General features: G+C 68.4%; 21 protein-coding genes and 1 riboswitch. Of the genes, 2 read left to right on the top strand and 19 right to left on the bottom strand.

The features are described from left to right. Positions 1–134: 134 nt before the first annotated feature. Positions 135–252: riboswitch (glycine riboswitch) on the bottom strand. A gap of 102 nt (positions 253–354) precedes the next feature. From MB1_RS11135 to MB1_RS11180, 10 genes are all read right to left on the bottom strand, one after another. Continuing rightward, complete coding sequence (locus MB1_RS11135) at positions 355–927, bottom strand: MerR family transcriptional regulator (protein WP_066906712.1); 573 nt, start codon at positions 925–927, stop codon at positions 355–357. Positions 928–1,138: 211 nt separating this feature from the next. Continuing rightward, a complete protein-coding gene (locus MB1_RS11140) occupies positions 1,139–1,609 on the bottom strand; it encodes a bifunctional nuclease family protein (protein ID WP_066906714.1) in 471 nt (156 codons plus the stop codon). Between the two features lie 173 nt (positions 1,610–1,782). Then, positions 1,783–2,520 carry a transcriptional regulator FtsR gene (ftsR, locus tag MB1_RS11145; protein WP_066906716.1) on the bottom strand — a complete coding sequence of 246 codons (738 nt, stop codon included), beginning with the start codon at positions 2,518–2,520 and terminating at the stop codon, positions 1,783–1,785. Positions 2,521–2,550: 30 nt separating this feature from the next. Further along, positions 2,551–3,048 (bottom strand): glycogen accumulation regulator GarA, encoded by a 498-nt coding sequence (gene garA, locus MB1_RS11150; protein ID WP_066906718.1) that lies wholly within the window; start codon positions 3,046–3,048, stop codon positions 2,551–2,553. 343 nt (positions 3,049–3,391) lie between these two features. Beyond that, complete coding sequence (gene gcvH / locus MB1_RS11155; protein WP_066906720.1) at positions 3,392–3,796, bottom strand: glycine cleavage system protein GcvH; 405 nt, start codon at positions 3,794–3,796, stop codon at positions 3,392–3,394. Positions 3,797–3,873: 77 nt separating this feature from the next. Next, on the bottom strand, positions 3,874–4,434 hold the full coding sequence (locus tag MB1_RS11160; RefSeq protein WP_245650133.1) for a CDP-alcohol phosphatidyltransferase family protein: 561 nt from the start codon (positions 4,432–4,434) through the stop codon (positions 3,874–3,876). A 271-nt stretch (positions 4,435–4,705) separates the two neighbouring features. Further along, a complete protein-coding gene (locus MB1_RS11165; RefSeq protein WP_066906724.1) occupies positions 4,706–5,380 on the bottom strand; it encodes a hypothetical protein in 675 nt (224 codons plus the stop codon). Positions 5,381–5,448: 68 nt separating this feature from the next. Continuing rightward, positions 5,449–6,579: an ABC transporter ATP-binding protein gene (locus MB1_RS11170; RefSeq protein WP_084351478.1), complete on the bottom strand. Its 1,131-nt coding sequence runs from the start codon at positions 6,577–6,579 to the stop codon at positions 5,449–5,451. Between the two features lie 136 nt (positions 6,580–6,715). Continuing rightward, on the bottom strand, positions 6,716–8,161 hold the full coding sequence (locus MB1_RS11175; protein ID WP_218000227.1) for an ABC transporter permease: 1,446 nt from the start codon (positions 8,159–8,161) through the stop codon (positions 6,716–6,718). Positions 8,162–8,259: 98 nt separating this feature from the next. Further along, entirely contained in the window at positions 8,260–9,318 is a 1,059-nt protein-coding gene (locus MB1_RS11180; protein WP_066906728.1) for an iron ABC transporter substrate-binding protein, read from the bottom strand. A 245-nt stretch (positions 9,319–9,563) separates the two neighbouring features. On the opposite strand from MB1_RS11180, the gene MB1_RS11185 reads away from it, so the two are divergent. After that, positions 9,564–9,923, top strand: coding sequence for a metal-sensitive transcriptional regulator (locus tag MB1_RS11185; protein WP_066906730.1), 360 nt, complete (start codon positions 9,564–9,566; stop codon positions 9,921–9,923). An 80-nt stretch (positions 9,924–10,003) separates the two neighbouring features. Here MB1_RS11185 and MB1_RS11190 read toward each other — a convergent pair whose 3' ends face one another. The 3 genes from MB1_RS11190 to MB1_RS11200 form a co-directional block, all read right to left on the bottom strand. Continuing rightward, a complete protein-coding gene (locus MB1_RS11190) occupies positions 10,004–12,484 on the bottom strand; it encodes a phosphoketolase family protein (protein WP_439646934.1) in 2,481 nt (826 codons plus the stop codon). 118 nt (positions 12,485–12,602) lie between these two features. Then, complete coding sequence (locus MB1_RS11195; protein ID WP_066906731.1) at positions 12,603–12,980, bottom strand: fluoride efflux transporter FluC; 378 nt, start codon at positions 12,978–12,980, stop codon at positions 12,603–12,605. After that, complete coding sequence (locus MB1_RS11200) at positions 12,977–13,459, bottom strand: fluoride efflux transporter FluC (RefSeq protein ID WP_245650134.1); 483 nt, start codon at positions 13,457–13,459, stop codon at positions 12,977–12,979. The genes MB1_RS11195 and MB1_RS11200 overlap by 4 nt, the downstream gene beginning before the upstream one ends. Positions 13,460–13,636: 177 nt before the next feature. Here MB1_RS11200 and MB1_RS11205 point away from each other — a divergent pair, with 177 nt between their 5' ends. Continuing rightward, positions 13,637–16,039, top strand: a complete 2,403-nt coding sequence (locus MB1_RS11205) for an ATP-binding cassette domain-containing protein (RefSeq protein WP_066906733.1) — start codon at positions 13,637–13,639, stop codon at positions 16,037–16,039. Positions 16,040–16,053: 14 nt separating this feature from the next. On the opposite strand, the gene MB1_RS11210 is transcribed toward MB1_RS11205, so the two are convergent. From MB1_RS11210 to MB1_RS11235, 6 genes are read right to left on the bottom strand one after another with little or no spacing between them, the layout of a single operon-like run. After that, complete coding sequence (locus MB1_RS11210; RefSeq protein WP_066906735.1) at positions 16,054–16,443, bottom strand: cation:proton antiporter; 390 nt, start codon at positions 16,441–16,443, stop codon at positions 16,054–16,056. Beyond that, positions 16,440–16,691: an MrpF/PhaF family protein gene (locus MB1_RS11215; RefSeq protein WP_066906737.1), complete on the bottom strand. Its 252-nt coding sequence runs from the start codon at positions 16,689–16,691 to the stop codon at positions 16,440–16,442. Before MB1_RS11215 ends, MB1_RS11210 begins: the two co-directional genes overlap by 4 nt. Then, positions 16,688–17,044: a Na+/H+ antiporter subunit E gene (locus MB1_RS11220; RefSeq protein ID WP_066906739.1), complete on the bottom strand. Its 357-nt coding sequence runs from the start codon at positions 17,042–17,044 to the stop codon at positions 16,688–16,690. The genes MB1_RS11215 and MB1_RS11220 overlap by 4 nt, the downstream gene beginning before the upstream one ends. Next, positions 17,041–18,672, bottom strand: a complete 1,632-nt coding sequence (locus MB1_RS11225; protein ID WP_066906741.1) for a monovalent cation/H+ antiporter subunit D family protein — start codon at positions 18,670–18,672, stop codon at positions 17,041–17,043. Before MB1_RS11225 ends, MB1_RS11220 begins: the two co-directional genes overlap by 4 nt. Then, a complete protein-coding gene (locus MB1_RS11230) occupies positions 18,669–19,040 on the bottom strand; it encodes a sodium:proton antiporter (RefSeq protein WP_084351480.1) in 372 nt (123 codons plus the stop codon). The genes MB1_RS11225 and MB1_RS11230 overlap by 4 nt, the downstream gene beginning before the upstream one ends. After that, complete coding sequence (locus MB1_RS11235) at positions 19,037–21,844, bottom strand: DUF4040 family protein (RefSeq protein ID WP_245650135.1); 2,808 nt, start codon at positions 21,842–21,844, stop codon at positions 19,037–19,039. The genes MB1_RS11230 and MB1_RS11235 overlap by 4 nt, the downstream gene beginning before the upstream one ends. Between the last annotated feature and the right edge of the window lie 144 nt (positions 21,845–21,988).

Raw genomic sequence — 21,988 nt, forward strand, 5'->3', positions numbered from 1 at the left:
CCCCTCTGTCGTTGCCCGAAACGCAGGGCGCCTGAGAGATTCCGCGGACCGGGTGGGGTCCACATTTCCCCTTGGGCGGGCGCCGGATCCGGTCGAGCACGCTCTCGGCCGCGGCACCGCTTTTCAGAGGCGTCGGTGCTCGTACGGTCCGGGTGCCTGAGAGTTTGACGGAGAGGTGTTGCTCCTTCGGCGCTCGAGGCGACCTCCGGCGGTAACCGGACGATCGCTACGAAGCTCTCCCGCACGACGTCGACGCGGTGCCCATATTAGGCGCAGGGCGATCGGTGCGCTCGTCCGCCCGCTTCCGGGCGTGCCGTACGGCGCTCGATGCGGCCCGTGAGCCGTTCGGGCGAATTATCCCGTGCGCCGCACGCGGTTGCGGCGGCGGGAGGCCAATTCGTCCTCCGGCGCGTCCTCGCTGCGGCCGCCGTCGGCGCGCTCGGCGGGGAACTGGGAGATCGATCCGGTCAGCTCGCGCATGGCGCCGCTGATCGCGATGGCGAAGACCCCCTGGCCGCCCTGCAGCAGGTCGACCATCTCCTCGGCGGAGGTGCATTCGTAGACGGTGGTGCCGTCGGAGGCGAGGGTGATGCCGGCGAGGTTCTCCACCCCGCGCCCGCGCAGGTGATCGACGGCGACGCGGATGTTCTGCAGGGAGATACCGGTGTCGAGGAGACGCTTGACGATCTTGAGGACCAGGACGTCCTTGAAGGAGTACAGCCGCTGGCTGCCGGAACCGGCGGCGCCGCGAATCGAGGGAACGACGAGACCGGTGCGGGCCCAGTAGTCGAGCTGGCGGTAGGTGATGCCGGCGATCTGGCAGGCACCCGGACCGCGGTAGCCCATCAGGTCATCGGGCAGCGTGTCGTCCGGAAAGAGCCCGGGCTGAATGGGTTCCGGTCCCCGCGGCTCATCGGCCACTGCCATATCCTCTCGACCGTTTCGGTGCGCATGTCCCCTGGTCGGGCGACTGCCTGCACGTCACGGGGTAGTCACCGGTTATGAGGATACGCCGATCCCCACCACCGCGTGCCGTTCCCGCCGACGTGTTGTTCCGTCGGGACGAACGCTATGAGTCGAACGGGGCGTGGTCAACGCGCCACGCCCAAAAGCCTCAACCTCAACTTCAGGGTCAGGTTTATCCGTCGGTCGCGCGGAAATCGTCCGGCGAGACCGACTCGAGAAACTCCTTGAACTTCTCGACCTCGTCCTCGCTCTCGTCGGGCATCACGAGCCCGGCCTCGGCGAGGACGCGTTCCTCCGCGTAGATCGGCACGCCGACGCGCAGTGCGATCGCCACCGAATCGGAGGGGCGGGCGGATACCCGGACGTTCTGATCGAACACCAGGTCCGCGTAGAAGGTGCCCTCGCGCAGATCGACGATGCGCACCTCGACGAGGGTATGTCCCAGTGCGGCGAGCACGTCCTTGAACAGGTCGTGGGTCAACGGCCGCGGCGCTTGAAAGCCCTGCTGTTCCAGGGCGATGGCGGTGGCCTCGGTCTGACCGATCCAAATCGGCAGATAGCGGCCACCATCGGCTTCCCGGAGCAGCAGCACCGGCTGATTGCGCTGTTCGATTCGGATCCCGATCACCCGCATCTCGCTCATGATGCCTCCCAAACGACCGAGCCGACCCGCACCCCGGCAGCAGGCCGAGGTCTCACCCGTTCGAGTCTATTTGAGGTTTGTGACTGCGGCCCCTTACTCGTCCGAGTCAGCGATCCTCGAGTCGACTCACGGTCCCACATATCCGACACCGACCGAACAACCGATCGAGCGGATCATCGATCCATCGAACCGCGCACCGACGCCTTCACCAGCGCGGTGTGCAGGGTTACCGACAATGCCGCGAGTTCGCGCACCAGTTCCTCCGCCCGGTCGCGGGCACCGGCGTCGCGGCTCTTGGCGACCGGTCCGACGATCTGACCGATCAGACCGGCCTCCCGGTCGGCGGCGAGTTTGAAGGCCCGCAGATGCCGCACCTCCAGCCCGAACGACGTCATCGCCTTGGCGGTGCGGGCGATCGTGACCGCGTCCGGATCGAAGAATCCGGCCGCGCCGGCCACGATCAGTCCGGCCTTGGTCAGCTCGGTCAGGAAGGCGTCGTCGATCTCCGCCTGCTCGCAGACGTCCGCCCGCGCCAACCGCACCTGGGGATCCGACCGGAACTCGTCCGGCGACACCGCGCCGGGCGCGACCGCCATCGGGCGGGGTCGCGACGCGCCGTCGATGCGACCCACCGTCGCGGCGCCCCGGTCGACCGCCTCGAGCTGTTCCTTGATCACCTTCAGCGGCAGGTACTGATCGCGCTGTGCGGTCAGCACGAAGCGCAACCGCTCGTAGTCCGCGATCGTGAAACGCCGGTACCCCGATGCCGTCCGCTGCGGCCGAATCAAACCCTCGGCCTCGAGAAAGCGGATCTTGGAGATGGTGACATCGGGGAAATCCGGGCGCAGCCGATCGAGGACCGTCCCGATGGACATACCGGCACCGTGCGCCGGCTGCCCGACCGCCGTCATGGCCTACCTGCCGTCATGCCCTACCGGTGCTCACTGGCCACCGGCACCCGCCGCGTCACCCACCTGCGCACCGCCGGACGCCGCCCGCGGGCCGGTCAGGAAGACGAGCCGGAACTTGCCGATCTGTACCTCGTCACCGTTGCTGAGCACCGCCGCGTCGACGGGCTCACGGTTGACATAGGTGCCGTTGAGGCTGCCCACGTCGACGACCTGGAAGTCGTCCTCGCTCTGCCGGAATTCGGCATGCCGGCGGCTGACGGTCACGTCGTCGAGAAAGATGTCGCTGTCCGGGTGCCGGCCGGCGGACGTCGTGGGCTGGTCGAGCAGGAAGCGCGATCCGGCATTCGGGCCGCGCTTGACCACCAGCAATGCGGAGCCGGCAGGCAAACCTTCGACACCGGAGACCTGGGCGTCCGCATGGCGCCCGCTGGTCGGGGTGTCCAGCTCACTCAGGAAATCCGCGCGAAAGACCGAAGTGGTCTCCACCGGGGACTCCCCGAATCCGCCGTCGTTGCCGTTGTCGCTCACGTTTTTCTCCTCCTGGATCCTTCGCCCGCCACGCGACGTCCGGCCGGAGCCGCGACGGGTCGGCGAGCAATATCCCGCCCGTGACATTCCGAGACGATCATCCGACCGATCGGCCTGCGGAACTGCCCATACCGAGCCAATTCGACCGTACCTTGCGGCGCGCCGCTCGTGCACCCACTGGCGGACATTGAACGCCCGCAGTGCGCCCGTCGGCCGCCCCACATGCTCCATCGGTGGCCTAGGCGCCACGGATGCACAACCTACCCGTTCACGGTCGGCGAATCGACGCCCCTCCCGGCGCGCCTCATCCACCGATCCTCCCGAACGGCCGTCCGGCGGCCGCTCAGGCGCTCTCGACGACCGCCAGGTACTCGTCCGCGTCGAGCAAACCCTCACCCTCGGCCAGCGCCGCCTGGTCGTCCACGGCGATCTCGATCAACCACCCCTGACCATACGGGTCGGAGTTCACCAGCTCGGGGTTTTCGCCGAGCGCATCGTTGATCGCCACGACGCGTCCGGCGACGGGGGCGTAGATGTCCGAGACGCTCTTGGTGGACTCGACCTCGGCGAAGCTGTCGCCGGCCGCCAGGGTGTCCTCCACGTCCGGAAGATCGACAAAGACGATGTCGCCCAACTGCTCCTGGGCGAAATCGGTGATACCGAGCCGGATCGTGGTCGTCTCGACCACGCGGACCCACTCGTGCTCGGCCGTATATCGCAGGTCTTCCGGAATATGTGTGTCGCTCACCGTCGAATCGATCCTCTCGAACCCGGATATGGCAGGACGGGGCGAGCGTATTGCCTCGCCCGGGGCAGCGGCAAGCGTTAGGGCACCGGTGCGCCGCGCGCCACCCGAATCGCCTGCCAGAGATAGAGCCCGCCGGACCACAGATAGAGCGCGGTCCCCCACCACACCAACGCCAGTGCCACCGCCTCGACCAGGCCGATTCCGCCGAATTCCGGCATATTCCGGACAACCGGATCGAGGGTGGCGAACAGCAGCATCGGCAGGGCCGCCATCAACGCGAAGGTCGCCGCCTTGCCGATGTAGATCACCTCGGGCGGCGCGAGGCCGCGTCGCCGGTAGGCGCCCAGGGAGATCGCCAGCAGCGCCTCGCGGGCCAGCAGCAGGACAACCAGCCACCAGGGCAACAGTTCTCGCGCCGCGAAGCAGAGCAGCACCGAGACCAGGTAGATGCGGTCGATCAGCGGGTCGAGGATCGCCCCGAGGGTCGAGTACTGGTCGAGCAGGCGGGCGAGCTTGCCGTCGAGCCAGTCGGTCGCGCCCCCGACGACCAGGACGATCAGCGCCCAGCCATCGGCGTGCACCACCAGCAGCAGGTAGGCGAACAGCGGCACGCCGAGCAGCCGGATAGCCGACAGCACATTCGGCACGGTCAGTATTCGGTCCGACCGCTTTCGATCGGCCCGATCCGTCACCGTGGTCTCCCGTCCGCCATCCGCTCGAGTGTCGCTGCCGAGTATGCGGTACCCGGTCGGCGACCAGCGGGCAGCGAATCGCGCGCGCCGCCGTCCCCGACCCCCGGCCGTGCCGCTCCCGGCCGCGCCACGCGGGTCCGTGCGCCTGCCGAATGTGTCACTCCCGGCGCTGCAGCCCCCGGAAGTGTCACTCCCGGGGGAGTCACCCTCGGCCGTGTCACTCCGCGGAGTCGACGCTCTGCCAGTCGGCCACCGACCGCCAGTCGCCGTCGCAAACCCACTGCCAGACCGCCGCGCTCGCCGCCTCGACACCGTCCACCGAAGCCACCCGGCTGTCCGCCTCGGGAAGCGCCTCGTATCCCCCGACGGACTCCGGGTCCCCCTCCGCCCGGGATTCCAGATCCCAGCCACCGCGGGCGCCGCGCACCGCGTGCAGATAGCGGCCGGGCAGTTGCGCGATCAGATACGCGCCGCGCGCGTCGTCGGTGTCGAGCAGGGCCCGGGTGAGCGCCTCGGTCAGATACGGCAACGTCGTGCCGTCGCCGACGGTGACCCGAACGGGGATCGCCGTGCGCGGATCGTAGAGCCGATGGGCGGTGGCGTCATAGACGGCCAACTGCCGATCCATCGTCGCCTCCAGCACCGCCAGCAGCGCCTCGTCGAGCAACGGTTCCCGCACGCAGACGACCGCGCCGCGGCCGTCCGGTTCGACGGCGACCGCGAGGAAGCCGTCGTCGCCGGTGCCCACGTCGGCATTCAGCCGCTCCGCCACCTCGATGATGTCCGCCGAATCCGGTTGCACCACACTGTCACTCATCTGTCGATAGAGCTCGCGCGCCGCATCAACGGAATGCGCGTCGCCCACCGGCAGGATCACCAGATCTCGCGTCACCCCTCCAGTAGACCACCCGCGCCGGCGCCGCCGACCGATCGACGACGCGGCGGGCGCGCCCGGCGCGCCTACCCGCCGAGCACCACGTGACCGGCCGCCGGCCCCGCCGCCGAGGCGGACTCGACGTCTCCGGACCGCGCGGCGGTCGCGGAGTCGGCGTCCGGCTCGCGGTCCGACGCCGACCAGACGTGCACCTCTCCGCGCACCTCGACGGTCACCGCGTCCCCGGGTGCCGGCGCCTCGATCGAGGGGGCGCGCACGGTCAGGAGCGCACCCGACCCCGGATCGACCCGGGCGACCACGTCGTGCCCGAAGTACCGCACATCCCGGACCCGAGCCAGCGCCCCGGAGTTCGACGTGACCACGAGTTGTTCGGGCCGGATCAACACGTCGACCGGCCCGTCGGGGACCGACGAATCCCCGTCGACGGGCAACTCCCCCACCGCGGTGGTCACCGTCGACCCCGAGCGCGTGCCGGTCAGCACATTGGCCTCGCCGACGAATTCCGCCACCCACCGATTCACCGGCCGCCCGTAGACGTCCGCCGGGCGGTCGACCTGTACCAGGCGCCCGTCGCGCAGGACGGCCACCCGGTCGCCCAGGGCGAGCGCTTCGGACCGATCGTGGGTGATCAACATGGCGGTGATCCCGGACCGCCGCAGGTCGGCGATCACCTCCTGCCGCACATGTTCGCGCAGCGATGCGTCCAACGAGGCGAACGGTTCGTCGAGCAGGATCAGGTCCGGATGCGGGGCCATCGCCCGGGCGAGGGCGACGCGTTGTTGTTGGCCGCCGGAGAGCTGGTGCGGCATCCGGTCGGCCAGTCCGTCGAGTTGCATCGCCGCCAACAGCTCGCGCACCCGATCGTCGCGGGCGGCCGCTCGTCGGCGCCGCAGGCCGGGGAGGCCATAGGCGACGTTGCCGGCGACGGTCAGATGCGGGAAGAGGGCGCCGTCCTGCGGGACCAGCCCGATCCGCCGCTTCTCCGGGCGGACGCCGACCAGGTCGCGGTCGCCCAGGCGCAGCCGCCCGGAGCCGTGCGGGTGCAGCCCGGCGATCACCCGCAGCAGGGTGGTCTTGCCGCTCCCGGAGGGGCCGACCACGACCATCACGTCCCCGTCGCCGACGGTCAGGGAGACCTCGCGCAGGACGTCGCCGCGGCCGTGTCCGGCGGTCAGATTGTCGATCTCGAGCCTCATGGGCGGTTCCTCACCGTCGGGATCACGCCGGGTCGCACCGTCACAGGCGGGCCGCCTCGTCCGGTCACAGGCGGGCCGCCCAGCACCATCACAGGCGGGCCGCCCAGCACCATCACAGGCGGGCCGCCCAGCACCATCACAGGCGTACCGCCGAGCGGGCCAGCAGCCAGGCGGGCAGGATGCCGATCACCACCAGCAGCAGCCCGATCGGCGCGGCCGCGCCGTAGGCGCCGAGCGTCGTCTTCGACCACAGCTCGGTGGTCAGCGTCTCCACCCCGATCGGCCGCAACATCAGCGTCGCGGGCAGTTCCTTCATCACCGACACCAGTACCAGCATCCAGCCGGCCACGACGCCCGGCAATGCGACCGGCAGGGTCACGCGCAGGAAGGTGCGGGTCGGACCGGTGCCGAGCGTGCGCGACGCCTCCTCGATACCGGGCGCGATCGCCCCGAAGGCGCTGCGCGAGGAGCCGATCGATTTGGAGATGAACAGAATCACGTACGCCGCCAACAACATCGGCAACGTCTGGTAGGCGAACGGCAGCAGCGCCAGGAAGGCGGCCACCAGACCGAGCGCGATCACCACCCCCGGCAGGCCGTCGCCGAGGAAGGACACCGACTCGAGCGTCGCGACCACCCGGTCCCGATATCGCGCCGCGAGGTAGCTGATCGGCAACGCCGCGAGGACGGCCAGGGTCGCGGCGATCGCGCCGATGGTCATCGTCGAGATCGTCGCCTCCAGCAGCCGGTTGGTGGTCGTCCGATAGCGGTCGCCGCGCGTCGCCCGCAGGATCATCGCCGCGAGCGGGAACGCGACCGAGACCGTCACCAACGCCGCGAGGAAGGTGCAGTAGAGCGCTGCGGTCGCCCGGCCGACCGGCGCCGCGGGCAGAAACAGCCCCCGCGCCGACCGCTGCCGATCCGCCGTTCGGCGGCGCAGCAGGCGCTCCCCGACGATGCACACCAGGGCCAATACCGCCAGGACCAGCGAGGTGGCCGCTGCGGCCGACCGGTTGATACCGCCGGTGAACAGACCGTAGATCCCGGTGGTCAGGGTCTCGTAGCGCAGGATCGCCGGCGCCCCGAAGTCCGAGAGGGCGTAGAGCGCGGCCAGCAGGGTGCCCGCCAACGCGGCCGGGAGAATTTGCGGCAGGGTGACGGTGACGAAGACCCGGATGGCCGAGCGGCCCAGCGTTCGGGCGACGTCGGCCGGTGCGTGGTCGGCGATCGCGAGGGCACTCATCGTCGGCACCGCGACCAGCGGGCTGCACGACAGTACCAGGATCGCCGCGAGCGGCCAGAAGCCGCGGGTCCCCGGAAATGCGGCCACCCAGGCGAAGGCCGCCACATAGGACGGCACCGCCAGCGGCAGGCAGACCGCGATCCACCACACCCGCCGTCCCGGCAAGCGGTGTCGGGCGACCATCCAGGCGGACGCCACCCCCAACACGAACGATCCGCAGGCGACGACCGCCGCCAGGGACATCGTGTTGATCATCAGCGTCAACGTTCGCGGTCGCACCACGATCGCCCAGGCCTGATCGAAGCCCGAGGACATCGCCCGCGGGACCAGAAAGATCAACGGCAGCAGCGTCAGAGCGGCAACCGCGGCCGCGCATACCAACGCAACGACCGGGGGACGACGTGTCGTCCCCCGGTCGGCGCGGATGGCTACTGCGGTCAGAGCAGACCCACGGAGGTCAGCAACTGCACCGTCTGCTCGAGCGAATCGAGCTGCGAGAGATCGATATCCGGCTCACCGAGCTGGTCGAGCGGCGGCACGTCCCGAGGACCGTCCAGACCCGGAGCCAGCGGGTACTCGTAGGTCTCCTCGACGAAGTAGGTCTGCGCGTCCGAGGACACCAGGTACTCGACGAACGCGCGGGCGTCCTCCGACTCGGCGGCGGTGTTGATGATGCCGGCGCCGGTCACGTTCACCAGAGCCGAGACCGAACCCGGATCGCCGAACTTCAGCTGCGCGCGCAGCGTGGTGGGATCCTGCTCGGAGCGGGCCCAGTAGTAGTGGTTGATCAGGCCGATCTCGACCGCGCCGGTGTTGACCGCTTCGAGGACCTCACCGTTGCGGGCGAAGATCTGCGCGTCGTTCGCGATCAGACCTTCGAGCCATTCGCGGGCCCGATCCTCACCCTCGAGCACCCGGATCGCGGTGACGTGGGCCTGGAAGGAGGCGTTGGTCGGAACGATCGCGACGCGGCCGTTCCACTCCGGCTCGGTGAACGCGAAGATGTCGCCCGGCACCTGGTCGGCCGAGAGCCGCTCGCTGTCGTAGGCGACCACGCGGGCGCGACCGGTCAGGCCGACCCAGGAGCCGTCCCGCGAGGTGTACTCGGTGGCGACCGCGTCGGAGATCTCGGTGGGCAGCGTGGCGAACAGACCCGCGGCGCTGACCGCACCGAGCGCGCCCGCATCCTGCGAGAGGAAGACGTGAGCGGGGGTGTCCTCCCCCTCCTCCAGCAGCTGGGCGGCCAACTCGGTGGTGCCGGCGTAGCGCACGTCCACCGAGATACCGCTGCTCTGCTCGAACTGCTCGATCAGCGGATCGATCAGCTCGGCGTCGCGGCCGGAGTAGACGACCAGCGTCTCGGTGCTTGCCTCGGCGGTCGTGGTGTCCGTCGAGTCGGCGGTGGTGTCGGTGGAACTGGAGCAGCCGGCCAGGAGCAGGGCGGCGGCGGCAGTGGCAGCGGCGGTACGCGCAGCGGCTTGTCGGAGTGTGAACATCACGCTCTTTCGTCTGGATTTTCGCAAATGTCTGTTTTGCTCGGGCCAGGCTAACCTCACGTAGGTCTGCCTGTCCAAGGGTTCCTCGAATCCGGACACGTGGAGGTCCGGTGGACCGCGCGCGGTTTCGTCTGCACGGAATACCCGGCGGGGGTATAAAGGCATCAGGTGTCGGCACCGCTCACAGCCCGGATCGGTACCGGCCGCACACTGCGACCGCACGGTCACCTTCCGAAAGGACCTCGATGAGCGATCCGACGAGCCCGCCGGACGAGACCACCGAAGCGACGGATACGCACGACGCGGCGTCCGGCCATCACGCGCACCACGGATACATCGGCGACAAGCAGCGCTATCTGTCCCGGCTCAAGCGCATCGAGGGACAGGTGCGCGGGGTCCACCGGATGGTCGACGAGGAGCAGTACTGCATCGACATCCTCACGCAGATCTCGGCGCTCACCAGCGCGCTCGAGAATGTCGCGCTGGGACTGCTCGACGATCACCTCGCCCATTGCGTCGTCAACGCGGCGAAGGAAGGCGGCCCGGAGGCCGAGGTGAAGCTCAAGGAGGCGTCGGCGGCCATCGCCCGGCTCGTCCGGTCCTGACGGCCGACACCCGACCCCGGCGGCGGGGAGCCATCCGTCGCCGCCGGGTCGGGGATTATTCGCTGCCTTCGAGTCGGGGATTATTCGTTGTCGCCGCCGGTGGCGAGCGTCCCGTCCAGGGTCGCCGCGCCGCCGAGTTCCCGTGCGGCGGGCCACATCCAGTCGCGCACCTCCGGCAGATCGTCACCGTGGGTGCGGGTGTACTCGCGGGCGGCGATGCGCTTGTCCACCATCTGCTGACGCAGCGTCGCGCAGGTCGATCCCAGGTGCTCCACCCGGTCGATCACGTCGATCACCAGGTGGAAGCGGTCGAGGTCGTTGAGCATCACCATGTCGAAGGGCGTGGTGGTCGTGCCCTCCTCCTTGTACCCGCGCACGTGCAGGTTGTTGTGACCGGTGCGCCGGTAGGTCAACCGATGGATCAGCCACGGGTAGCCGTGGAAGGCGAAGATCACCGGCTTGTCGCGGGTGAAGATCATGTCGAAGTCCCGGTCGGACAGGCCGTGCGGATGCTCCGACTCGTCCTGCAGGCGCATCAGATCGACGACGTTGACGAACCGCACCTTCAGATCGGGCAGGTGGGTGCGCAGCAGGTCCGCGGCCGCCAGCGCCTCGAGGGTCGGGACGTCACCGGCCGACGCGAGCACCACGTCGGGATCGGTGCCGAGCACCTCCGAACCAGCCCACTCCCAGATACCCAGGCCCCGCGTGCAGTGCGCGATCGCCTCGGACATCGTCAGGAAGTTCGGCGCCGGCTGCTTTCCGGCGACGACGACGTTCACGTACTGCCGCGACCGCAGGCAGTGGTCGTAGGTCGACAGCAGCGTATTGGCGTCCGGCGGCAGATAGACCCGGACCACCTCGGCGCTCTTGTTGACCACGTGGTCGATGAAGCCCGGGTCCTGGTGCGAGAAACCGTTGTGGTCCTGGCGCCATACATGGCTCGACAGCAGGTAGTTCAGGCTCGCGATCGGCCGCCGCCAGGGGATGTCGTTGGTGATCTTCAGCCACTTGGCGTGCTGGTTGAACATCGAGTCGATGATGTGGACGAAGGCCTCGTAGCAGTTGAACAGCCCGTGCCGGCCGGTCAGCAGATACCCCTCGAGCCAACCCTGGCACTGATGCTCGGAGAGCATCTCGACCACGCGACCGATGCGGGCGAGGTGTTCGTCGACCTCCGGGCCGTAGAAGTCGGCGTTCCATTGCTTGTCGGTGACCTCGAAGACCGGCTGCAGCCGATTCGACGCGGTCTCGTCGGGGCCGAAGATCAGGAAGTTGTCCGGATTGCGCCGGACGACCTCGGTGAGCCACTGGCCGAGCACCTTGGTCGCCTCGGCGATCGTCGCCCCGGGCACCGGCACGTCGACCGCGAATTCCCGGAAGTCCGGCAGCCGCAGATCCTTCAGCAGCAGGCCGCCGTTGGTGTGCGGGTTGTCGCTCATCCGCAGGTGACCGGCGGGCGCCAATTCGGCGATCCGCGGGTCGAGGATGCCATCGGCGTCGAACAATTCGTCGGCCCGGTAGGAACCCAGCCACTGGGCGAGGACCTCGAGGTGTTCGGGGGTGTCGCGGGCACTCGCGAGCGGAACCTGGTGCGCCCGCCACGATCCCGTGGTCTTCTTGCCGTCGATCTCCGCGGGGCCGGTCCAGCCCTTGGGCGTACGGAAGACGATCATCGGCCAGCGCGGCCGGCTCTCGTCTCCGTCCGCGGCACGCTGCTTGATAACGGCGATTTCGGTCATCACCTCGTCGAGCAGCGCGGCGAAGCGTCGATGCGCGTCGAGGTGGTCGTCGTCCTCGGTCGCGGTGAAGAAGTACGGCTCGTGGCCGTATCCGATCATCAGCGCCCGCAGTTCGTCCTCCGGAATGCGGGCCAGGATGGTCGGATTCGCGATCTTGTAGCCGTTGAGGTGCAGGATCGGCAGCACGACGCCGTCCTTGAGTGGATGCACCAGCTTATTGGAATGCCAGCTGGTGGCCAGCGCTCCGGTTTCCGCTTCGCCGTCGCCGACCACCGCGGCCACCAACAGATCCGGGTTGTCGAAGGCGGCGCCGTAGGCATGCGACAACGCGTAGCCGAGCTCGCCGCCCTCGTGGATCGAGCCGGGGGTCTCCGGCGCGACGTGCGAGGGGATGCCACCCGGGAAGGAGAACTGCCGGAACAGCCGGCGCAATCCCTCGGTGTCCTGCGAGATATCCGGATAGACCTCGGTATAGGTGCCGTCGAGGTAGGCGCCGGCGACGAGACCGGGTCCGCCGTGGCCGGGCCCGGTGATGTAGATCGTCGACTGGCCGCGCTCCTTGATCATGCGATTGAGGTGCGCGTAGAGGAAGTTCAGCCCCGGGGTGGTCCCCCAGTGGCCGAGCAGCCGCGGCTTGACATCGTCGCGGGTCAACGCGGTACGCATCAGGGGGTTGTCCAGCAGGTAGATCTGGCCCACCGACAGGTAGTTCGCGGCGCGCCACCACCCGTCGATTCGGGCGAGCGTCTCGCTCGACAACACCTCGGGCTCCACCGGCTGCCAGGACACGGGCTTCGCGGTCGCGGTCATACCCTCCATTCAAGGCGCACCCGGTGTCGGATGCGCGCCGGGCAACCAAGGTTTAACCCAAACTTCGATATAGCCGACTGCGGTTGGCCGAACAGCCATCGGCCGGCGCGAATCTCGAGTCCGCCGGTTACACCAATCCGCCGAGCAACAGCCCGAGTCCGGCGGCGGCCACCGCCGCGATCAGCACGCCGAAGCCGTTGACCACACCGAGTCGCCAGCGCCCCTGCTGAAACAGTCGCACCGTCTCGAAACTCGCGGTCGAAAAGGTGGTGTATCCACCCATGAAGCCCGCTCCCACAACCGAATACAGCACCGGCGGGAGGAATCCCGACGCGGCGACGCCGGCGGCGAGCCCCAGCAGGAACGATCCGCTGATATTGATGACGATCGTGCCCCGCGGTATCCGACCCGGAAAGCGGGACCGCAGAACGCCGTCGAGCATCAACCGACAGGCGGCTCCGACCCCTCCCGCGAGGGCCACGCAGACGAAGGCGAGCGCGCTCATCGCGCTCCCCCGTGACCGCGGCGGCCCACCAGCACCGCCGTCGCGATTCCGCAGACGGTCGCCGCCGCGCCGACGATCACCGTCACCAGGGCGTAGGCGATCGCCGCGCCGGGCCGTGCGGCACCGAAGAGGTGCGCGGTATCGAGGGCGAAGGTGCTGTACGTGGTGAAGCCGCCCATCACGCCGGTCCCGAGCAGCAGACGCATCCGACGGCGGATCCCCTCGTCCGGACCGCTGCGGGCGAGCGACTCGAGCAGCAGTCCGAGCAGGAACGCCCCGACGATGTTGATCATCCCGATCGTGTACGGGATCGCGTCGACGGCGGGAAAGCGCAGCGACAGGGCCTCGCGGATTCCGGTGCCGACGGTGCCGCCGGCCGCGACCAGCAGGATCGACGACGGCCGCAGGTGCAAAGGTCGCTCGATGTCCGGTTCGTCGGGGTCCGGATCGATCGGCCGATCGGCGTCGCCCGTCACCACGCCCCGCCCCCGTCAACGCTGCTGATCACCACGTCGGAGACGGTACGGCCTCGCCCGAACGGGAGTGGACCCGCCGACGCCCTCCCCCACCGATCCACTCCTCCGTACAGTGTACGGTGGCGCCTGTCGTTCGATCGTCCTTCCGGTACTCCGACCGCCGCCTAGCATGGGACACCGATGAACAGAGCCAGCGCCACCGCACCGCAGACCGCCGCTTCCGCCGAGGACCATGTGGCCGACAGCCACGACGTCATCCGGGTCCAGGGAGCGCGGGAGAACAACCTCAAGGACATCAGCGTCGTCCTGCCGAAACGGCGGCTGACCGTCTTCACCGGTGTCTCCGGATCGGGGAAGAGTTCGCTGGTCTTCGGCACGATCGCCGCCGAATCGCAGCGGATGATCAACGAGACCTACAGCGCCTTCGTCCAGGGCTTCATGCCGTCGCTCTCGCGCCCCGATGTCGACGTCCTCGAGGGCCTGACCACGGCGATCATCGTCGATCAGGAGCGGATCGGGGCCAACCCCCGCTCGACGGTCGGCACGATCACCGACGCGAACGCGATGCTGCGCATCCTGTTCAGCCGCCTGGGCCGGCCGCATATCGGCTCGTCGCAGGCATTCTCCTTCAACGTCGCCTCCGCCAGCGGCTCCGGCGCGATCACCGTGCAGCGCGGGGACGGCAAGAAGCGCGCCGAGAAGGCGGAGTTCTCGATCACCGGCGGTATGTGTCCGCGATGCGAGGGTATGGGCCGCGTCTCCGACTTCGACCTGACCGCCCTCTACGACGCCTCCAAGTCGTTGGCCGAGGGCGCGCTGACCATCCCCGGCTACAGCATGGACGGCTGGTACGGGCGCATCTTCATGGGTTCGGGCTTCCTCGACCCGGACAAGCCGATCAGCAAGTACACCAAGAAGGAACTCGACGCGCTGCTCCACAAGGAGCCGACCCGCATCAAGGTCGACGGCATCAACGTCACCTACGAGGGCCTGATCCCGCGCATCCAGAAATCGTTCCTGTCGAAGGACCGCGAGGCGATGCAGCCGCATATCCGCGCCTTCGTCGACCGGGCGATCACCTTCACCACCTGCCCCGACTGCGACGGCACCCGCCTGAACGAGGGCGCCCGGTCGTCGAAGATCAAGGGCATCAACATCGCCGACGCCTGCTCGATGCAGATCAACGAGCTCGCCGAGTGGGTGCGCAAGCTGAAGGACCCGACCGTCGCGCCGCTGCTGACCTCGCTGAGCGAGACCCTCGACTCGTTTGTCGACATCGGCCTGGGCTACCTCTCGCTCGAGCGCCCCTCCGGCTCGCTGTCGGGCGGTGAAGCGCAGCGCACCAAGATGATCCGCCACCTCGGGTCCTCGTTGACCGACGTCACCTACGTCTTCGACGAGCCGACGATCGGCCTGCACCCGCACGACATCGCCCGGATGAACACCCTGCTGCTGCAGCTGCGCGACAAGGGCAACACCGTCCTGGTCGTCGAGCACAAGCCGGAGGCGATCGCGATCGCCGACCACGTCGTCGACCTCGGCCCGCGCGCCGGCAGCGCGGGCGGCGAGGTGATGTACGAGGGCACGGTCGAGGGTCTGCGCGCGAGCGACACCCTGACCGGCCAACACCTCGACGACCGGGTGTCGGTCAAGGACACCGTGCGCAGCCCGTCCGGGGCGATCGAGGTGCGCGGCGCCGATACCCACAACCTGCGCAACGTCGACGTCGACATCCCGCTGGGCGTGCTCGTGGTGGTCACCGGCGTCGCCGGATCGGGCAAGAGCTCGCTGATCCACGGTTCGGTCGCCGGACGCGAGGGCGTCGTCGCGATCGACCAGACCGCGATCCGCGGCTCGCGGCGCAGCAACCCGGCGACCTATACCGGCCTGCTCGAGCCGATCCGCAAGGCCTTCGCCAAGGTCAACAGCGTCAAGCCGGCCCTGTTCAGCGCCAACTCCGAAGGCGCCTGCCCCACCTGCAAGGGCGCCGGGGTCACCTATACCGACCTGGCGATGATGGCCGGTGTCGCCACCGTCTGCGAGGAGTGCGAGGGCAAGCGGTTCCAGGCGTCGGTGCTCGAGTACCACCTGGGCGGGCGCGATATCTCCGAGGTGCTCGCGATGCCGGTCACCGAGGCGGAGCAGTTCTTCGCCGCCGGCGAGGCCCGCACCCCGGCGGCGCACAAGATCCTGCAGCGCCTGGTCGACGTCGGCCTCGGCTACCTGACCCTGGGCCAGCCGCTGACCACCCTGTCCGGCGGCGAGCGGCAACGCCTGAAGCTCGCCACCTCGATGGCGGAGAACGGCGGGGTGTACATCCTCGACGAACCAACCACCGGTCTGCATCTGGCCGACGTCGACCAACTGCTGGGCATGCTCGACCGACTGGTCGACGCCGGCAAATCGGTGATCGTCATCGAGCATCACCAGGCGGTGATGGCGCACGCGGACTGGATCATCGACCTGGGACCCGGCGCCGGACACGACGGCGGATCGGTGGTCTTCGAGGGCACCCCGGCGGACCTGATCTCCGCCCGCGCCGGACTGACCGGCGAGCACCTGGCGGCGTACGTCGGCGCCTGACGGTCGGGTGTCGGTCAGCTTCCCGCGGCACCCGGCGGCACCGTGCCCTCGCGCGCCGGAGGCACGGTGCCGTCGCGCGCCGGAGGCACGGTGTCGTCCGCGAGTTCGTCGTACGACCACCGCGTCATCCGCACGCCCGTGAGGTACGCCGACCGCGCGATCGCCATGCTGCCCACCGCGGAGGTGGCCAGCTGCAGCAGGACGATGACGACCACCTTGGCGACATTCGGCACGCTCGGCTGAATCACCAACGCACCCGAGACCAGAAGGACGATCCCGACGCCGCCCGCGGTTCCGACGGCGGAGACCCGGGTATACGCATCGGGAAACCTGACCAGGCCGAGGGCCGCCGTCGCAAAGATAAGCGCGCCCGCGACCACAAGAATATTGCCGACAACGCTCATCGTGTCCCCCTGGTCAACGCCCGCGCCAACGACAGGGCCCCGAGAAATCCGAGCAGCGCGGCGACCAGAACGATGTCGAAGGTATACCGATTGCCGAGCCACACGCCGAAAAGAGCAAGCAGCCCGACAATCCCGAACATGAACAGGTCGGCGGCCACCGCCCGGTCGGCATCGGTGGGCCCGACCAGCATGCGGTAGCCCGCCACCAGGCAGGCGACGGCGACGATGCCCATGGCCACGACGATCATTCGCCGACCCCCGTCCGCCGGATGGCGCGCAACATGCGCCCCTCCATGTCGTCGACCTCGCCCCTAAGGCCGTCCGGTCCGTCGCTGTACATGCCGTGGACGTACAACACCCGTGTCTCGCCGACCGTGCGCACGCCCAGAGTCAAGGTGCCCGGCGTCAACGTGATCAAGGCGGCCAACAGCGTGACCTCCGCGTCGGTACGACATCGGGTTGGCACCCGAGCGATACCCGGAATCGAGTCCTGCCCCGGGGTCAAATTGTCGTGCAGGATGGCGACATTGGCGACCACGACCGCCCCTATGTACCAGAATCCGAAGGCCGCCAGTCGCATCGGCCAAGTCACCCACGTCATGAACCGATCACCGCCTCCACATAGGCCGTCGGATCGAGCAGCCCCGTCGCGGCGGTCGTGGACAGCCCCATGAGCAACTCGGCCCCGAGCCCGAGCCCGAGGGTCACCGCCGCCAGGGCGACCGCGGGCAACGCCGCCACGACGCGGATACGCCGCTGCTCACCGACAGTGGTTGCGATCGAACCCGTCACCGCGGAGCTCGCGGCGGTGGTGTCGGCCGATCCGGCAGTGGCGTCGGCCGATCCGGCAGTGGCGTCGGCCGATCCGGCAGTGGCGTCGGCCGATCCGGCGGTGGCGTCGATGGCCTCTGCGGCGCTTTCACTCCGACCCCAGAACACCCCGGACCAGATCTTCAGCATCGACAACAGCGTGATCAGGCTGACCGCCAGCATGATCACCACCGCGGCGATCGAGCCGGCATCCAGCGCGGCGACGATCAGCGTCAGCTTCGCAACGAATCCGGAGAAGGGCGGAATTCCCGCCAACGACAACGCCGCGGCGAAGAAGGCGATCGCGATCAGCGGCTCCCGCGCGGCGATCCCGCCGATCGCCCCGATCGCCCCGGTCCCATAGGCATCCTCGACCGCGCCGGCGGACAGAAACAGTGATGCCTTGACGATCATGTGGTGCAACAGATAGAAGATCCCCGCGGCCAGGCCGAGCTCGGTGAACAACGCCACACCCAACAGGATGTATCCGATCTGGCTGACCATGTGAAAGGCGAGGATCGATCTCATGGTGGTCTCGCCGACCGCCCCGAGTACCCCGATCAGCATCGTCGCGCAGAACGCCACGATGCCGATCCACAGCCAGCGGGCGTCACCCGCGAAGATGACCGCGTAGATCCGGTAGATCGCGTAGATGGCGACCTTGGTGTGCAAGCCGGAGAACATGGCGGTGACCGCCGGCGAGGTCGACGGGTAGGCCCGCGGCAACCAGCCGTGAACTGGTACGACCGCTGCCTTGATACTCAGAGCGAACAAGCAGATCGCCACGGACATCGCCACGGCCGGGTCCTCGCGTGCCGCGCCGGCCAGTTCGGGGATGTTGACCGTACCGGCGGTCCCGTACACGAAACCGACGCCGACCAGGAAGATCGTCGAAGTCAGCAGATTCACCGTGACGTAGAGGCGGGCGCCGCGGACCCGACTCATCGGAGCAGCGCCCGGCAGGCCGAGCACGAACAGGCCGTACGAGGGCAGGAGCATCACCTCGATGAAAACGAACAGGTTGAACAGGTCCGCGGTCAGCAGCGCCCCATTGACGCCGGTGGTCAACACGAGGACAAGCGGCGCGAAGTACGGCGAGTTCGCGCGCCGACGTGCCGCGTAGGCGAAGATCGCGCAAACCAGCGTCAGCAGGCCGGTCACCGTGAGCATCAGCGCGGAGAACATGTCGGCAACCAATGGGATCGCCACCCCGATCGCCCAGAGCCCGATCCCGTGACCTATCGCCCCGCCCCCGTCGATGGCAAACCCGTACACCAGAGCCGCCGCGGCCGCCGTGGACGCGCCGAGCACGGAACACAGCACTACCGCCTGTACACCCGGACGCGCCGGGAAAACCACCAGGAACCCGGCGGTCAGCAGGGGAACGGCGACCATCAACGCCACCAGCGAGTCCGTCATCGGCTCGCCTGCCGCAGGTCGGCATCGGTATCGGTGGCGGACGAGGAGACGCTGTCCCCGGTGTGATCGTCGGTGTCGTCGTCATCGTGGCCGGTCACCGCGAGCACCAGCATGAAAATGGTGATGGAGAAGGCGATCACGATGGCGGTCAGGACAAACGCCTGCGGCAGTGGATCGGCCACCACCGACGGGTCCTCGGGTGTGCCGAACGGCTCGGCGCGCCTGAACGTTCCGCCGGCGGCGATCAGCACCAGATTCGCGGCGTGGCTGATCAGGACGAATCCCAATACGACACGCAGCATTTCGCGCTGCAGGAATAGGTAGACCGCACCGGCCACCAGCACACCGATTGTCAGGATAAGTATCAACGGACACCCCGATCCTCGACTCCGATGATCACCGACTCCGAATTGCTTTGTGCGCCTTTATCACTCGGAACACGTTCGCGCCCCAGCAGATTGAACGACGCCAGTACCACCCCGATCACCGCCAGATAGACGCCGATATCGAAGACCAAGGCGGTCGAGAACGAGTATCCGAGAATATCGGCATGCAGCGGCGTCAGGAAGGATCCCTCCAGGTAGCCGAGGAGTCCGGTGCCCGTTCCGATCAGGATGCCCGCACCGATCAGCGCCATATGGGGCCACCGGATTCTCGCCTCGTCATCCGACGGAGCGGCCAGATACAGCAGGGCTACGCCCGATCCACCGACGAGGGCGGCGATGAAGCCACCACCCGGTTCCTGATGACCGCGCCACAACAATACGACCGAGACCGCCACGATGATCGGCCCGAGCAGACGGCCGACGGTCCTGACAAATACGCTGTTGGCCCGCGGATCGGCCAGCGGCGATCCGGGATCGACGGGCGACGTGCGGCGGGGCGCCAGGCGCCGGGAGTCCAGCAGGGCCGCCGCCGCCACACCGGCTATGCCCAGCACTGTCAACTCGCCGAGGGTATCCAGGGCCCGGAAGTCCACCAGGATCGTGTTGACGATGTTGGCACCACCGGTGGTCGTTTCGGCTTCGCCGAGGTAGAACTGCGCGGCGTTCGACGCCTCCCGACGTCCCGTCAATGCCCAGACTCCCATCGATGCCGCAATCCCGGAGGCTACTGCGACGCCGATCGAAACCCGCTTCCGCCGGCGCGCCCTCGCACCGGCAGCGCCGTCGATCTCGGAACGTCCGAAGGTGCGCGGTAGACGGGGCAGCAACAGAACCATCACGCACAGGGTGAGGATTTCGACCAACAACTGGGTCAGGGCGACGTCGACGGCGCCGAGTGAGATGAACCACAACGTCATGGCGAAGCCGGCGACTCCGACCACCAGGATCGCGGCGACTCGCGTGCGTGCCAAGACGGCGGCGAGCACACCGACCACCACCAGGATCGCCGGAATGACATCGGTGGGCCGGTCCAGTTCACCGGCAACCGGCGGTATACCCGCGTCGACCCGCAGTACTCCGATGACCGCAATCGCGGCAAGCAGCGCCATGGGGATCGCCAGGTGCCTGCGGGGTGCGTCACTAGCGGTGGGCGCGCCGACCAGCACACCGAATCGGATGATGCCGCCGCGCAGGCGCTCGACGATTCCGATACCCGATACCGGCGATCGCAGCGGTAGAACCAGCCGATCGACCCACGAACGCTGCCACACCAGAACCGCACCCGCCGCGATCACGAACGCAGAGATTCCGAGCGCCGGGTTGAATCCGTGCCAGAGCGCCAGATGGGAGTGTTGCTCCTGTCCGGCCACGACGGTCGAGGCCGCCGACACCGAAGCGTCGAGAAGGAAGGGGGCGAGGCCGAGCGCGAGGCCGAGGAAGGCCGCGATCATCGGCACCACCCGGGTGGCGATCCCGACCTCGGGGACAATCGTGCCCCGCCCGCCGAACGCGCCGAAGAGGAGACGACCGGTGTACGCGAAGGTCAGAATCGACGTCAGCGCCGCTCCGACGACCACGATCGGGACCCACGCCCCGGGGGCGTGCAGAAACGCCTCGAACATCGACTCCTTGCTGACGAACCCGAGCAGCGGCGGCAATCCCGCCATCGACGCGCCGGCGACGATGGTGGCGCCGGCGGTGATCGGCATCCGCACGCTCATCGCCGACAACTGACGGATGTCGCGCGTGTGGGCGCGGTGGTCGATGATCCCGACCAGCATGAACAGCGCCGCCTTGAACAGGGCGTGGGCGATCGTGTGCACGAGGGCAGCAGTCAGCGCCGCGGGCGTGCCCACGCCGATCATGACCGTCAACAGCCCGAGCTGACTCATCGTTGAGTAGGCGAGCAGCCCCTTGAGATCGAAGCGCCGTAGCGCCGACGCCGCGCCCAGCAGCGCGGTCACCAAACCGCAGGTCACCAGCAGGGCGGTCCACACCGGTTCCCCGGCGAGCACGGGTGAGAACCGCAGCATCAGATAGATTCCGGCCTTGACCATCGCGGCGGCGTGCAGGTAGGCGGACACCGGGCTGATCGCAACCATCGAATCCGGCAACCAGAACTGGAACGGGAACTGCGCGGATTTGGTGAACGCGGCGATGGCGATCATGACGGCCACCGCCGTCGTGAAGCCCGGATTGTCCTGCCAGACGGGGTCGGCCAACGCCGTACTGAGGCGGGTCGTACCGGTACCGACGACGATGGTGGCCACCGCACCCAGCAGAACCAGGCCGCCGGCGGCCGTCACCAGTAGCGTGCGAACGGCCGGTTTGCGCGCCCGGGAGCCGGGTTGTGCGATGAGGAAGAACGAACACAGCGTCGTCGCTTCCCAGGCGACAAACAGCAGTACGAGATCATCGGCCAGGACCAGCAGGAGCATCGCGGCCGCGAATGCCGTCATCCCCGGGTAGAACGAACCGGATCGGTCGTCGCGGCCGAGATACCGCGCCGAATAGGCCAGAACCAGGCCACCGATCACCAACACGAGCATGGCGAAGACGAATGCCAGACCGTCGAGCCGCAGCGCGAAGCTGATGTCGACGGTCGGTATCCACGGCAACGACTGTTCGATCGGCTCGCCTGCCGAGCGCGCGGTGATGGCCACCAGGACTGCCGCCGCGGCAAAAAGAGGAACGGCGAGCAGCCAACCCGCGTTACGCCCAAGGAAGCGGACGGCCGGTGCGACACCGATTACGGCCGACAACGCCAAGGCGACCGAAATGAGCACTGGTCCTCCTGGTCGCATAGCGATAGACGTACGTATGCACCCATTCGTGCATACGTGCCAACCAGACTTCCCGGCTCACCGAGATGAATTGTGGCTCAGATGGGGGATCCCCGCCAATCGACGCTCTGTGATCTCGCGGCCCGG

Source organism: Millisia brevis NBRC 105863, assembly GCF_001552615.1.
In the GTDB taxonomy this organism is placed as follows: domain Bacteria; phylum Actinomycetota; class Actinomycetes; order Mycobacteriales; family Mycobacteriaceae; genus Millisia; species Millisia brevis.